This is a genomic window from Cloacibacterium caeni, assembly GCF_907163125.1.
Classification (GTDB): Bacteria; Bacteroidota; Bacteroidia; order Flavobacteriales; family Weeksellaceae; genus Cloacibacterium; species Cloacibacterium caeni_B.
The window spans coordinates 2,912,317-2,926,507 of record NZ_OU015319.1 but is presented as its reverse complement, the minus strand read 5'-3'; the positions used below and the strand labels follow the sequence as shown (position 1 = coordinate 2,926,507).

Below are 14,191 nucleotides of genomic sequence, written 5' to 3'. Positions count from 1 at the left end.
TGGAAATAGTATTTCTAAAAATGGGAGTTGTGCAACAGCTACCTATGTTATCTGTCGTTTTTTATTTCCACATCAATATTCTTCTCAAGTTCTTTAAGTTTTTCAATAATCCCATTATATCTCATAATTTTAAACTTTTTATTTATTTCCATTCGCCAAAAATAACTTAACAATGCTTTTTTGTCATTTTCAGAAATATTTTTTGAAGGCTGAATTCCAACAATATTTCCTTTTTCATCAAATAATAAATTTGAGTGAATTATATCGTTTGTTGGCTTGAAAAAGTTCTGGAAATCTTGCATTTCAGGGTGAGAATCTTCAAGTTTTTCAATAATTTTGTAGTGAAAATCATAAAGAGTAATAATTTTAAATCTCAACGAATCATTGCTGATTGTTTTAAGTCCGCTAGATTTTAAAGATTCGTAACCTGTTTTATTTATAATAGGAGTATAATTTCGAAATAGACCATAATAGTAAAAAGCAATAGAATCCTGAGGAATTTTCTTCTCCATTGTCCAATTTCTAAAGACTCTCACACCTCTTATGCTGAATTTGTGATTGTCCAAGTTTGCCTGAAGGTCTTTAACATCAGACCGTAATCCATTTTTTATTTCAGTCAAAATTGTTTTTTGGGACAGTTTTTCGTTTTTATTACTGCTCCATTCAGTTAATAGAAATGCAAGAATAACACTTATGAAAATCAAAGCGAACTCTGGAAAATATTTTTTAAAAAAAATTGTAATCTTTTCTTTAAGCATCTTTTTCAAAAAACAAATAAATATAAACTGCAAAACCGAAATTGGTTGAAGTCGTTGAAGTTAATTTATATCCATTTTTAGAATATTCATCCAATTTTTCTTGAATTTCTTCTTTTGATTTTTTCACAATGTGTTCAGAATCAAGTGTTAACTTAGTGTAATAAATTAAAGATTCAACTTTGTATTCCTTCATAATATTTAATTTTTAACGGTTTTTTGTTTTAAAATGACAGATAACGGAAAAAGTATTGGCGAAGTGCGGGCTAAATGGAACGAAAAGTTCAATTTAGACTTAACGTAGCGAATGCTTTTTCAATACTGCTAACTTACAAAAAAATGCGGAATTGAAAAGCATGAGCGGATTATTTTTACTGCTTTTCAATTTTGCACTTCTCCCCGCATTTTGCCAATACAATGTGCTTGTTGCACAACTCAAATATACAAAAATTTGTATAAAAACCATACTTTACAACATAAAAAACACCATTGTAAGCGCTCTAAATTTTAATATTTTAAAAACATCCCTCTCTAAAATTGCTTCTAAAGAGTTCTAAATATTATGTTTTTAAAAACTATTTTCTAAAAAAATGAGTTGTGCAACAGCTACGGCTGTTAGCTGTTCGGGCTTTTTATTCGTCATACTCAATTGCATTTTTTATGTAGTCAATTAACGGTTTTGAAGTCTTGAAACTGTCCAAGATTGTTGCAATGCAGTCTTTACTTAATAGAGTTTTATCGCTTATGATTTCCTTAGTACAAAATCCTTTCATTTTTAAAAGTTCGCTTGCTGGATTTGTCTCGTCATAACCGTCTGGCATTTTTTTTAGTTTGCCTACACCTTGTATTCCATTTGGAAAGGTCTTTTGAAACTTTGGTGATGATATAATTTTATTAATGTCATTAAATGAATAGTCTATTTCTTGACGTATTTTTTTAAGAAGTTCAGGTGCTGTCTGCCAAATTCCACCACCTAAAAAGTTAGCACTTGGCTCAATTTGGATATAATATCCTGCCGTGTTGCCGTGAAAACCATTTTTGTTGAATACAATTAAAACATAGTTTTTGTATGGTGTCTTGTCTTTTGAAAATTGCAAATCTCTGTTTACTCTTGTCAAACACTTTTTTGGGTCTAAATTGGCTTGTGAAATGGATTGGTCAAATTTTGATAATCCTGTCAAAAGGTTTTCTGTTAATTCTAAAATGTCAGTTTTGTAATGGTCATAACAATCTCGGTTTTGTTCAAGCCAATCTTTTGAGTTATTATTTTTAAGTTTTTAAAGGAAGTCAAGCGAAGTCTCTTTAATCATTGCTTTTGCTTAATTGGTCAATAAATTTCAAAATCATTTTAACTTGTTTGTCTTCCGATTTGGATGATGCAATTTTGCCAATAATTTCTTTTTGTTCTTCGTCTGTCAATTTTTCAAAGGCTTTAATAACTCCTGCTTCTTTGAATGTTTCTAAAATTTCCTTTTCGGTAATTTGTTTATTTGAAGTCAGCAAGTAAAGTGTCACCCTAACTTTGTCGCCTCCGCTTTTATTAATTGCTTTACGGATTTTGTCATTAATGGAAATTAGTTTGTCTTGCCCTGTAATTGTAAATAGGTTGATACTATCAATTTTGTAATTGTCAATAGTGCCAGATACTTTTAATGAACCCCATTTTCCGACAATGTGTTTGGTGTTGGGGATTTGAATATGATAAGTCCAAGCACCTTTTCCGTGTTCATATTTTAATTCGAGTTGTTCGTCTTTTACTAAGTATTCCATTTTGTTACGTGTTGTCTTTTAGCCGAACCGATGTGGTCGGAAGTAGCAGAGCGGATTTCGACCACATTACTCAAATATACAAAAGTTTTGTGAAAGAGCTATTTTTTTGGTAAATTTTACCTACATGCTATACATTCAGTATTTTTTGTGTATATTTTGTTTCGCATTACGTATAGATATTTTTAGAATTTACTGCTTTCCATTCTTATAATATACTCAAAATAAGCAATTTAAATTATAAATAAACAGTTGTATAGTTATTTTAGGACGACGCACATTTTGAAGAAAACAAATAAGGGTTTGAGTTGAATCAAGTGGCAGTCAAACTCGAGTTTTGTTCGCAAAAAGTACCCTTTTTCCGAAGCTGATTCGAACTTGATTCGAACCTGATTCGAACAAATGTCTCAAAAAACACAAAAAACAGATGAAATAAATACCAACGAAAAGTAAAATAAAAACAATCTACCCTAATTTTTTTTTGACACGAAATAACACTTGCGTTAACTGTTTACTTCCTGAAATAAATGCTGTGGCATGGTTATTGAGAACATTACAATACACACATTACAGATTATCAATCTTTTCAAATTAATGGTAGATGTATTAAAAAAATCATTTCTTATCTTACATCAATGCATCTAGGATTCTGTGCGCTGTACATTTGCACCATAATAATTAACTAAAAAATACAAAATATTATGGCAACAAAATGGAACTTAGACACTACGCACAGTGAAATTACCTTCAAAGTAAGACACATGATGATTTCTAACGTAAAAGGAGCTTTCAACACTTTTACTGCTGAAGTAGAAGCAGAAGATGATACTTTCAAAAACGCAAAAGTAAGCGCGACTATCCAAACAGATTCTATTGACACAAATAATACAGATAGAGATACTCACTTGAAAAGTGCAGATTTTTTCAATGCAGAACAAAACCCAACGATTACTTTTGAAAGTGCTTCTTTAGCTGATAATGTAACAGGACATTTAACTATTAACGGAGTTACTAAACCAGTACAATTAGAAGTGGAATTCGGTGGAATCAACCAAGATCCTTGGGGAAACACTAAAGCTGGATTTACTTTTGAAGGAAAAATCAAAAGAAGTGATTTCGGTTTAAACTGGAATGCAGCCTTGGAAACTGGCGGTGTTTTAGTAAGCGATGAAGTAAAAATCGCTGGAGAATTACAATTCGTAAAAGGATAATAACAAACACAAACGATGAAAGATGCAGAACGCTTTAGAGCATTCTGCATCAATTTTTAATTAAAATGAACATCAACGTATTAGAATACATTTCTGAACAATTGCCCAAAAGCGAAAAAATGCCGGTTCTATTTTTAGGACATGGTTTGCCGATGAATGCAATAGAAGAAAACCAATTTGTGAGAGGATTTAGAGAAATTTCTAAAAAAATTCCTACTCCCAATGCTATTTTGTGTATTTCTGCGCATTGGTACACCAAAGGAACTTATGTAACTTCGGGAGAAATGCAGAAAACGATTCATGATTTTTATGGATTCCCGCAAGAACTTTTCGAGGTAGAATATCCTGCAAAAGGAAATCCTGAATTGGCGAAAGAAACAGCAGAACTTTTGGCGCCCACTTCAGTTATAGAAACCGATAGTTGGGGACTAGATCATGGAGCTTGGAGCGTGATAAAACATTTGTATCCCGCAGCAAATATTCCAGTGATCCAAATGAGTATTGATTATACTCAGCCTGCTCAATATCATTTTGATTTGGCTAAAAAATTACAAAAATTAAGAGAAAAAGGCATTCTGATTATCGGAAGTGGAAACGTGGTTCACAATCTTAGAATGATTGACTGGAAGAATATCAATACGGTTGGTGCTGGTTGGGATTGGGCAATAGAAGCGAGAGCCAAAACGAATGAATGGATTCTTGATGGAAATTTTCAGAATTTAATTCATTTTGAAAAACAAGGAGCCGCATTGCAAAATGCCATTCCTACTCCTGATCATTATTTACCTCTGATTTACACGCTTGGTTTGAAAGAAAAATCTGATGAAATTTCGCTTTTTAATGATGAATTGATTGGTGGAAGTTTGAGCATGACGAGTGTAATGATAGATTGAGGTAAAGGTAAAGGTTGAGAATTTTGGCAAAGTTTTTATGGTAGTATTTCATTAACTGTGTAAGTTGAAAAGTTATTCTGAAAAATTTTGAGCAATAAAAGCTCAAAAAATTTTTCGGAAATAACTTTTTACTATTTTATATATTTACATAGTTATGATTGACAAAGAAGACTTATTAAACAACAAGGATTTCTACAAATCCTTTAAGAATGGAGAAGATTTAACCTCATTCTTTAAACAAATGCACAAACGAGCTGTAGAACACATGCTCGAAGCCGAACTTGATGCTCATCTCGACAACGAGAAACACGAAAAAACCACCACTGGAAACTATCGTAACGGACACGGAACCAAAAAGATAAAATCCTCATTTGGTGAATCTGAAATAAAAATTCCCAGAGATAGAGAAAGTAGTTTTGAACCAGCTCTAGTTCCTAAAAGACACAATATTATAGAAGGTTTAGAAAATATCATTATCTCCTTTTATGCTAAAGGAATGAGCGTGAGCGATATTGAGGAGCAAATTCGTGAGATGTACGATTTTGAAGTCTCTACTTCTACCATTTCTAGGATTACTGATGCAGTTGCAAGCGAAGTAGTGAGTTGGCAGAATAGACCATTAGAAGACCTTTATCTCATTGTTTGGATGGATGGAATTGTCTTTAAAGTTCGTGAAAACTCAAAAGTCATCAATAAAACCATCTATTTAGCGGTAGGTTTAAACCGTGATGGCAAGAAAGAAGTTCTCGGAATGTGGCTCGGAAAAAACGAAAGTTCTAGTTTTTGGATGACTGTTTTAACCGATTTAAAAGCTCGTGGTGTAGAAGATATTTTAATTACAGCTACCGATAATTTGAATGGATTTACCCAGACTATTCGCTCAATTTTTCCTGAATCTCAAACCCAAATCTGTGTAGTTCATCAAATTAGAAACGCCTGTAAATACGTGGTTTGGAAAGACAGAAAAGACTTTACTGCCGATATGAAGCACATCTATAATGCTCCAAATAAACAAGCGGCAGAAGCCGCTCTGAATGATTTTGCAGAAAAATGGGAATCCAAATATGCTTATGCGATAAAATCGTGGAGAGATAATTGGGACGAACTGACTGTATTTTTTGACTTTCCTTTGGAAATCCGTAAAATTATTTACACTACTAATTTAATTGAAAATCTCAATGGAAAAATCAGAAAATATACCAAAAACAAAATGTCTTTCCCTACGGATGATGCAGTCTTGAAGTCGGTTTTTCTTGCTTTAAAGGAAGCTACCAAAAAATGGTCAATGCCAATCCAAAATTGGGGTATTGTTTTAAACCAATTTATGCTTATTTTTGACAAAAGGCTCAGATTATAAAATCCAAGCCTTAACTTTTTAACTTACACACTTTTTGGGATAGTGTCTTTTTTATTTTTTTATCAAATTTATTTTTTCTAAAATCAGTTCATAACTATCAGAATTAAAAGGAATTTCCATCTGATTAGTCATAACAATGGTTCCTCCGTTTGATTTATTAATAGAAATGAGATGATTAAAATTCACGATATAAGATTTGTGAACTCTTATAAATTGTGGATTTTCGGCTAAATTCTCTTCGAACATTTTCAGGTTTTTACTTGCTAGAATCTTCTTACCATCCGTCAAATGTATTTCTGAATACGCTCCTTCTCCTTTGATATAAATAATTTCATCTGGCAAAATAAGTTCTATTCCGTTGCTATGAGAAATTCCTATTTTTTTGGTTTCTGAAAAATCTTTTCCTAAGCTTTCGTGAAGCACTTTTATTTTCTGACTTGTTAATTTCTGAAATCTATTTACCGCTTCTAGCAATTCTATAGGATTAATGGGTTTTAACAAATAATCTACCGCCGAAAGTTTAAATGCTTTAATGGCATATTCTTGATAAGCTGTGGTAAAAATTATTCCAAAATTTAAATCTTTTTCGTCAAAAAAATCTAGAATCTCTAATCCAGAATGTCCAGGCATTTCGATGTCTAAAAAAACCAAATCTGGCTTATGTTTATGTATAGATTTCACAGCATTAGGAATCCCATCACACTCTGCCACAATTTCTAAATGGGGCAAAAATTCTGCAATTAAATATCTAAGAGAAACTCTAGCTCTTTCTTCGTCATCTACAATCAGTGCTTTCATAATACATTAATGGGTTTTAGTTGAATTTTCACCAAAGTTCCTATAGAAACTCCATTTTCGTTTTCCTTATTTTCTATGATGATAGAAACAGAATTTTTATACATTTTATTAAGGATTTCTACTCTTTTTTCTTGTGCCGAAGTTGCAAAAGAAGCTGGTTTTTGGTTGCCTTTTTGAGCATTAATAATTTTACTTTTTTCGATACCAATTCCGTTATCTTCTATCCTAATACAGAGAAAATCTTTTTTCAGCTCAAAGGAAATATTCAATATTTTTTCTTTTCTAGAATGAAGAAGTCCGTGTTTAATTGCATTTTCTACATAAGGCTGTAAAAGCAAAACAGGAATATGAATTTTAGAAAGATGGTCAATATTTTTAGTCGAGATTTCATAGTGTAAATCTCCATTAAATCTCGCTTTTTCTAATTCTAAATACAGTTTCAGCGTTTCTATTTCTTCTTCTAAAGAGATGTAATCTTGTTCTGTAAATTCTAAAATTTTGCGCGTTAATCCAGAAAATTGAGACAAATAAGTAAGCGCTGGCTTTTTTTCATTGGTTAGAATATACGACTGCAAAGTATTCAGAGCATTATAGAAAAAATGCGGATTCATTTGCGATTTAAAAGCTTTGAGTTTCGAACTGTTGCTCTCTTTTTCTAAACGAATGGTGTCAATTTCTAGCTGTTTGGTATAATTTATTTTTCTGATTTGATATCGATAATAAAAATTGATTAAAAAAATCAACAAACCGCCTATAAAAAGTATAAAAATCCAAGATTTCCAAAAAACTTGTTTTATGGTAAAATTCAAAACAATGGGCGCTGCATTTTTATCTTCGGTTTTCAATGTGATTTGATAATCGCCAGCCGAAAGTGACGGAAAGTCTAATTTTCTAGAATTTTCGTCTGCGAGATGCCAATTTCCATTATTTATTTTATAAAAAACCTTGTATTTTTCTCCTGGAGTAAAATTGAGCAAAGCATATCTTAATTCTAAATTGTTTTCATCATTTTCAAATGATTTTTGAGAAGAAAAAGACGTGATTTTACCATTTATTTTCACCTCATCTAAAATTAATTTCGGGTAATTCTGATGCTCTTGATAAGAAAGTGGCAAGGATAAAATCCCTCTATTTACACCAATAAAAACCTTATCGCCTATTTCTGTAATTTGACTGAATTCAAAGTCTTGGTTGTAAGAAAGTTTTTTGTATTGTTTTCGAGTTTTAAAATCATAGACAAAAATTCCATTGTCAGAATTTAGATACAATCTCTCATTAATCATTCTGATATTGAGAATTTTATTCTGAGAAAGCGACTGAAAAATACTTGGTTGAATGATTTGAAAGTCTTTTACTTGCAACAATTTATTATTCTGAGTAAGTGCAAAAATCTGCGAGCCATATTGAACCAATCTACTGATATACACAGATTTTCCTCGATATAAAATTTCTTGAGTTTTATTTTTTGAAACCACAAAAAGACCTTTATTGGTTGCAAAATATAGTCTTAAATTTTCCGCATCGAAAACCACAGATTTCCCTCTCACTTTATTGATTAGAGTATTCTGAGCTCCTAAAGTTATCTGAGGAGGAAAGATTTTTTGCCAATCCGTTTTTGTTTTTCCAAAACTGAGAAAACCGCAAGTTCCGCTCGCTGCAAAAGCAAAGTTTTTCTCGTCTAATGGAGCAATATCTTTGATGGCTGCTTCGTCTTGGTAGACTAATTTTCCATTTTGGTCTAGAATTCTAAAACCATAAGAAGAAGTAAAAATATTCGGAGAATTATTGAAAGATTTCAACAAATAAATCTCGTGTTTATTTTCTCCCTTAAAAATTAACTTTTCGTTTTGATTTTCAATATTTTTCAGAAATAACTCTTCATTTTGTGTCCCGATGAGCAGTTGGTTTTTATACGCAGAAAGTGAAGTGATAATATTTTTACTTTCAAAAAACTGCACATGAAGATTGGGAACTAAGAAAATTCCATTATTAATGGTAGCAAACCAATAATTCTGATTTCTATCTTTATAAACCGTAGAAATGTTATATCCTTTGAAAAAAGGTTGTGCTAAATTCGTGCTAAAAGCGCCATCAGTAGTACAAAGCCAGTTTTCTTTTCCATCAAAAGACGTGTTTTGCACGAAAGTGATTTCTTTAGGAAAATTAACTTTAGAAAATGTATTGTTTTTAAAATAATACCCAAAACTCTCATGCTTAGAAGTAAAAAGCAAACCATTTTTGGTGTTTTGCATAATTCCTGCTCTGAAATTCTTAAGCGCTTCTGGAAGTTGAACTGCTGTTTTTCCTTTTTCATTGATGATAAGCAATTCATCTGCGAAAACATAAAAATTCTTTCCGTCACTATGCGTAAAATTGAGTTTTTTTTGATTGATAGGATAAGATTTATTTTTCTTTCCCGTCATCAAATCATAAACGATTACTCCCTCTTCTTCTACCGTAAAAAGCGAATTATTAATAAGTCCAAATTTAAGATAACCAATAGGAATGTGAGGTTTGAACAATTTCAGTTGTCCTTTTTCTATAAAATAGAGATATCCATCAAAATTACTATACCAAATTCTTCCATATTTATCTTCGCTGATACAAGAACCTGATTTAGAAGTCTGTTCATCTAACGCATAATTCTGATAATTTTTACCATCATATCTGAATAGACCTTGTTCTGTAGAAATCCAAATAAAACCTTTTCTATCTTGGTAAACATCATAAACCACTTCTGTAGGCATTCCGTTTTGCTTACTGAGATGATAATAATAGGGAATACTATTTTGTGCAGAAACTACAAAATTTATTAAAACCGCTAGAAAAAATAAGATTTTCTTAATCATTATAAACAAAATTAACAATAATTCTTCTCACTCCGTTTCAGAGTTTACTAAAAACCATTTTGAATTAACGAAAATCTAAAAGTTAGTTACGTTAATCCAAAATCAGATTTGGTTAAATGTACTCCAGAACAAAGCATCACTAGAAATAATTTTGCAAAAAAAACATGAAGAAACACTTTAGCCAATTCTTACAAAAATTATATCGCTATTGGTTTATTGATGAAAACACAATTTAATATATAAAAACATTATGAGAAAAACTATTTCTATTCTCCTTCTTACCTGCTTTACTCTTCAAGCGAATGCACAATTCGGAAAACTCCTCACTAAAGTTGCCGAAAAAACATTAGGAACACCAGAAGGAGATGCCAAAAAAGCGATTACTCCAGACAAAAAGGACTTAAAGGCACTAGAAGAAGATGCTGCAGATCCTTTTTTAGAAAAACAAAATTTTAAAAAAGACGGACCAAGTGGAATTTATTACGCATCGGTTCCTTTAGGAATTAAAAATATTACTAATGGTAAGGTTTTAGCCCTTAAAAAAGTATATCTTGAATTTGATGATGCTAATTTCAAAGTCAATCTTTATTCGAGATATCATTTTCAAAAAAACAGCGAAGGAAATCCAATTATTGATGCTCAATATACCACTTGGATTAGCTCTGGGGTAAATGCAAAATACAAAGCCATGCTATTGCAACAAATGAAATCCAAAGGAATTTTACATTACATAGACTGTTATATGCCAGATATTGCATATGTACAGTATTTAGACAAAGATCCAGCAAAAGGTGTAAAAAAAGGAGAAGTAAAAGGTTTGCTACAACTAGAACCAGGATTATTTTACGCTTCAGACGAACCCTACGCAGCTTCTGGTAGTGATCCTTATGGACATAATTTATTTGAAGGACAGCAATATTTATTCTTCTATAAAGCAGGAATGGAAGACAAAATTAAAAACTATACTCCTGCAAAAATTGCTCAAATCTTTAAAGATATGGACAAGAAAAAAGAAGAAGCTTATTCTGCAAATATGAATCTCCCTAAAAAAGCAACTCCAGCAAAAGCACCTTCTCAACAAGCAATGATGGCAGCAGTAAAAAAACGTGTAGCAGATTACGGCTGGAAAGAAACGCCAATCTATTGTTACCCAACAAGTGAATGGGCGCCACAATATCAAGATTTAAGGAACAATCAAGGAATTTATGTAAAAACTTTAACTTCTAGAATTATGGCTATTGTAGCAGTTTTCAAAAAACCTGACGGAACTTGTGGATTTATGAATATGCAAATAGAACAGCAAAATTCTTATTCTGCACCAGGAAGTTTAGCCGAAAACTATATCACTCCACCTACAGATTATGCCAACTCTGGAATGGACCCGATAGATTGTGCTAAAGCAAACGCAAACAAGTAACCTTCTTCATATGATTACTGCGGGACTTTTCTATAAGTTCCGTGGTAATTTCTTTAAATTTTCTAAAAATGATGAAATTCAAATTAAACCTTTTTGCTCTTCTACTTCTTTTCACATTCAACGTATTACCGGCTCAAAAAACATTGAATATTAAAGAAAAAGCAGTAGTGATTGTAATGCCTTCTAACGATAGAATTAACCAACTGAAAAAAGAATCTGCGAGTGAAGATGAGTTTTCTGTGATTGTAGAAGATGGCTTATATTATTTAGATCAAGCCAAAATTTTCTTAAAAAAGAAAAACATCAAAACCATTAAAATCAATAGTTCTGATCAAGTAAGATTCTTAGAAAATGGCCGATTTAAGAAATTCAATATTAAAGAACTTTCTTGGGATATTATTTTCTACATGCCGAAAAAAAGTGCAAAACAAATTGATATTACAGACATAGAAAACGAATTTCAAAATTATTTTTTAACCATTAAAAACAAAAAATGATGAAAATAAAATCTCTACTCATTTTCACTTTGTTTATTTCTGTCTTGGCTTTTGCACAAACACCAATTCATCACTTTACATTTAATAATACATATTCTAATAGCAATTCTACTATACAACTTGGTCAACTGAATGCCACTTTTCCGACTTCATTTGTTACGGGTAGAAATGGTGGACAAGCAGTGAATATTCCCAATGCTGGAGGTTTAAAAGCAATTATCAATAATTTACCATTAGGAAATAACCCTAGAACTGTTGCAACTTGGATAAAATTCAACCAATATAATGCAACCGGTGGAAGTTACATATTTAGTTATGGAAATGCTGTAAACGGACAAGCTTTTGGCCTTACCATGAACTACAATAATGGTTTAGAACAATACAATTGGGGTGCCGGTTATAGTGTAACAATCACCATTAATGAAAATTCTAATGTCTTTTTTAATAACGGACAATGGTATCATTTAGTAACGACTTATGATGGCTCTAAAATTAAAATCTATATGAATGGTGCACTCATCAAAACACAAAATTTAGCAATCAACACATCTAACACAATCAATAATTTATTTAAAATAGGTGCTACTCCAAGTACTTCTTCTTGGTTAACTCTAAATGCGACGATTGATGATTTACAAATTTTTGACGTGGCACTAACAGATGCTCAGGTAAATAGTTTATATTCCGGAACGCTGGCTACAGCTGACTTGTCTAATATCAAAAACAACATTTCCATCTATCCCAATCCTGCAAAAGATGTTGTTTTTGTGAAATCTGAGACTCTTATTACAAAAATAGAACTTTATGATTTTTCAGGTAAAAAAATAAAAGAATCAGCTTCAAAAGAAATGAACATCTCTTCTTTACAAAGAGGAAATTACCTTGTAAAAATCACTGATAAAGAAGGAAATACGCAAACGAAAAGTTTAATAAAAGAGTAATATTTCTCACGAAAAGGACTTCTATTTTTGAAGTTTTTTATTGAAATTTTTTGCGATTTGTTTTCTGTAAATGATTAAACAAAAAACTAAAAGCAAGCTTTCGTTAACTCAAAAGCAGGTTTGGTTAATTTGCTTAATTTTCAATAAATACTACCTATAAATTTAGCTAAATTTTATAGGTTATAATTATGAAAACAAAAACATTTACTTTTTTACTAGTTGTATTTTTTACAGTTGGGAATGCACAAGTTACAGCGGGGCTCATTCAATATTTTAAGTTTGATAATTCTTATACTAACGAAGCAAATACAGTTTCTTTTTCACCCACTTCATTTGATTATGATAGAAGTGGATATCCCAATTCTGCAATCAGAATGACCTACACTTTGCAATCTCAAGCTACCATTCCTGGATTACCTTATGGTAATGCTCCACGAACTATTGCATTCTGGACAAGATCTTTAGCAGATGCAGGATTAAATTACGGCCCAATTTTCACTTACGGAACTGGTACGTCTGGAAATGCATGTGGCGGTGGTGTAAGCGTAGATAGAACGATGTTTATGTCTCATACAGACAATTATACCGTAATGATGGGAGGAAATCCCAACAATGTAGGAACTTGGTATCATTTCGTGATGACTTATGACGGAACAACTGCAAAAATGTACAGAAATGGACAATTAATGGGTTCTATGACTAAATCCTGGAATACTATTAATAATTCAGATATTTTTAAATTAGGTGTTGGTGTTGGTGGAGAACAATGGTTTAATGGCTTAATAGACGATTTAAAAATATATGATAGAGCTGTTTCCGACAGTGAAGTTACAGATATATATAATGAGCCCAATACAAATACTGTAGGATTAATAAAATCTTTTTCGTTTAATAATACTGCTGCAGATGATTCAAATAGTGTGAGTTTTACAACAAGTAATGCATCTTATCCTATAACTTATACTGCTGGAAGATCTGGAGCTGGCCAAGCAATGGTTACCACGGCTTCTGCTACAAGAGTTTGTAATATTCCTAATTTACCACTTGGGAAAAGAGACAGAACTATTTCTTTTTGGTACTATCACACTACTTTCAACCCTATAACTTCTTATGCAGCATTAGGTTATGGCGGAACCTCACAATACAATGCCTTTGGATTTTACATGAATGCTAATAGCGTTAGTTTTTCTGGGGCTTCCTATGATGCTAGTTTTACAAACGGAACTACAAATCCTTACCAATGGTATCATGCAGCTCTGGTTTTTGAAGCAGATAATGTAAAAATATATATAAATGGAGTAATAAAAGGCACTTCTCCTAAACCTTTAATAAACACTACGTTAACTTCTTTTAGAATTAATGCTTTCGCTGGAGCAATTGATGATTTAAAAATATATGATAGAGCTCTTAAAAGTACACAGATTTTAAATTTATATCAAAATAATACGCTCAGCGCTTCTGAAAATAATCGCATGGCAAAAAGTACTATTTCCATCTATCCCAATCCTGCAAAAAATGTTGTCTTTGTAAAATCTGAAAAACAAATTACTAAGATTGAACTTTATGACTTTTCTGGTAAAAAACTGAAAGAATCTACTTCCAAAGAAATGAATATTTCTTCTTTACAAAGAGGAAATTACCTTATAAGGATTACGGATAAAGAAGGAAATACGCAAACTAAAAATTTGATAAAAGAGTAATATCTT

At 31.6% G+C, this 14,191-nt stretch carries 12 protein-coding genes and 1 pseudogene; 7 read left to right on the top strand and 6 right to left on the bottom strand.

Features of this window, described 5'->3' with window-relative positions; translation table 11 throughout:
- Nucleotides 1–47: 47 nt before the first annotated feature.
- The 4 genes and pseudogenes from KKQ79_RS13600 to KKQ79_RS13585 all read right to left on the bottom strand — a co-directional run bounded on the left by KKQ79_RS13600 (nt 48) and on the right by KKQ79_RS13585 (nt 2,525).
- Entirely contained in the window at nt 48–758 is a 711-nt protein-coding gene (locus KKQ79_RS13600) for a DUF6090 family protein (RefSeq protein ID WP_213190598.1), read from the bottom strand.
- Nucleotides 751–951 carry a DUF4177 domain-containing protein gene (locus KKQ79_RS13595; protein WP_095070192.1) on the bottom strand — a complete coding sequence of 67 codons (201 nt, stop codon included), beginning with the start codon at nt 949–951 and terminating at the stop codon, nt 751–753. The genes KKQ79_RS13600 and KKQ79_RS13595 overlap by 8 nt, the downstream gene beginning before the upstream one ends.
- 436 nt (nt 952–1,387) lie before the next feature.
- Nucleotides 1,388–2,020: pseudogene (locus KKQ79_RS13590) on the bottom strand (DUF2461 domain-containing protein); the annotation flags it as partial.
- 37 nt (nt 2,021–2,057) lie between these two features.
- Nucleotides 2,058–2,525: a DUF1905 domain-containing protein gene (locus KKQ79_RS13585; protein WP_213190597.1), complete on the bottom strand. Its 468-nt coding sequence runs from the start codon at nt 2,523–2,525 to the stop codon at nt 2,058–2,060.
- 698 nt (nt 2,526–3,223) lie between these two features.
- On the opposite strand from KKQ79_RS13585, the gene KKQ79_RS13580 reads away from it, so the two are divergent.
- The 3 genes from KKQ79_RS13580 to KKQ79_RS13570 all read left to right on the top strand — a co-directional run bounded on the left by KKQ79_RS13580 (nt 3,224) and on the right by KKQ79_RS13570 (nt 5,983).
- Nucleotides 3,224–3,733: a YceI family protein gene (locus KKQ79_RS13580; protein WP_213190596.1), complete on the top strand. Its 510-nt coding sequence runs from the start codon at nt 3,224–3,226 to the stop codon at nt 3,731–3,733.
- Nucleotides 3,734–3,798: 65 nt separating this feature from the next.
- Nucleotides 3,799–4,626, top strand: coding sequence for a 4,5-DOPA-extradiol-dioxygenase (gene ygiD / locus KKQ79_RS13575; protein WP_213190595.1), 828 nt, complete (start codon nt 3,799–3,801; stop codon nt 4,624–4,626).
- Nucleotides 4,627–4,780: 154 nt separating this feature from the next.
- Nucleotides 4,781–5,983, top strand: coding sequence for an IS256 family transposase (locus KKQ79_RS13570; RefSeq protein WP_213189549.1), 1,203 nt, complete (start codon nt 4,781–4,783; stop codon nt 5,981–5,983).
- Nucleotides 5,984–6,034: 51 nt separating this feature from the next.
- On the opposite strand, the gene KKQ79_RS13565 is transcribed toward KKQ79_RS13570, so the two are convergent.
- Both KKQ79_RS13565 and KKQ79_RS13560 read right to left on the bottom strand, forming a co-directional pair.
- Nucleotides 6,035–6,781, bottom strand: a complete 747-nt coding sequence (locus KKQ79_RS13565; protein WP_213190594.1) for a LytR/AlgR family response regulator transcription factor — start codon at nt 6,779–6,781, stop codon at nt 6,035–6,037.
- Complete coding sequence (locus KKQ79_RS13560; RefSeq protein ID WP_213190593.1) at nt 6,778–9,630, bottom strand: sensor histidine kinase; 2,853 nt, start codon at nt 9,628–9,630, stop codon at nt 6,778–6,780. Before KKQ79_RS13560 ends, KKQ79_RS13565 begins: the two co-directional genes overlap by 4 nt.
- A gap of 250 nt (nt 9,631–9,880) precedes the next feature.
- Between KKQ79_RS13560 and KKQ79_RS13555 the strand changes: the two genes are divergently transcribed.
- From KKQ79_RS13555 to KKQ79_RS13540, 4 genes are all read left to right on the top strand, one after another.
- Complete coding sequence (locus KKQ79_RS13555; RefSeq protein WP_213190592.1) at nt 9,881–11,047, top strand: hypothetical protein; 1,167 nt, start codon at nt 9,881–9,883, stop codon at nt 11,045–11,047.
- 68 nt (nt 11,048–11,115) lie between these two features.
- Complete coding sequence (locus KKQ79_RS13550; RefSeq protein WP_213190591.1) at nt 11,116–11,544, top strand: hypothetical protein; 429 nt, start codon at nt 11,116–11,118, stop codon at nt 11,542–11,544.
- Complete coding sequence (locus tag KKQ79_RS13545; RefSeq protein ID WP_213190590.1) at nt 11,541–12,485, top strand: LamG-like jellyroll fold domain-containing protein; 945 nt, start codon at nt 11,541–11,543, stop codon at nt 12,483–12,485. Before KKQ79_RS13550 ends, KKQ79_RS13545 begins: the two co-directional genes overlap by 4 nt.
- A gap of 188 nt (nt 12,486–12,673) precedes the next feature.
- The gene (locus tag KKQ79_RS13540) at nt 12,674–14,185 is read left to right on the top strand and encodes a LamG-like jellyroll fold domain-containing protein (protein WP_213190589.1); all 1,512 of its coding nucleotides are present in this window, start codon (nt 12,674–12,676) and stop codon (nt 14,183–14,185) included.
- Nucleotides 14,186–14,191 lie beyond the last annotated feature (6 nt).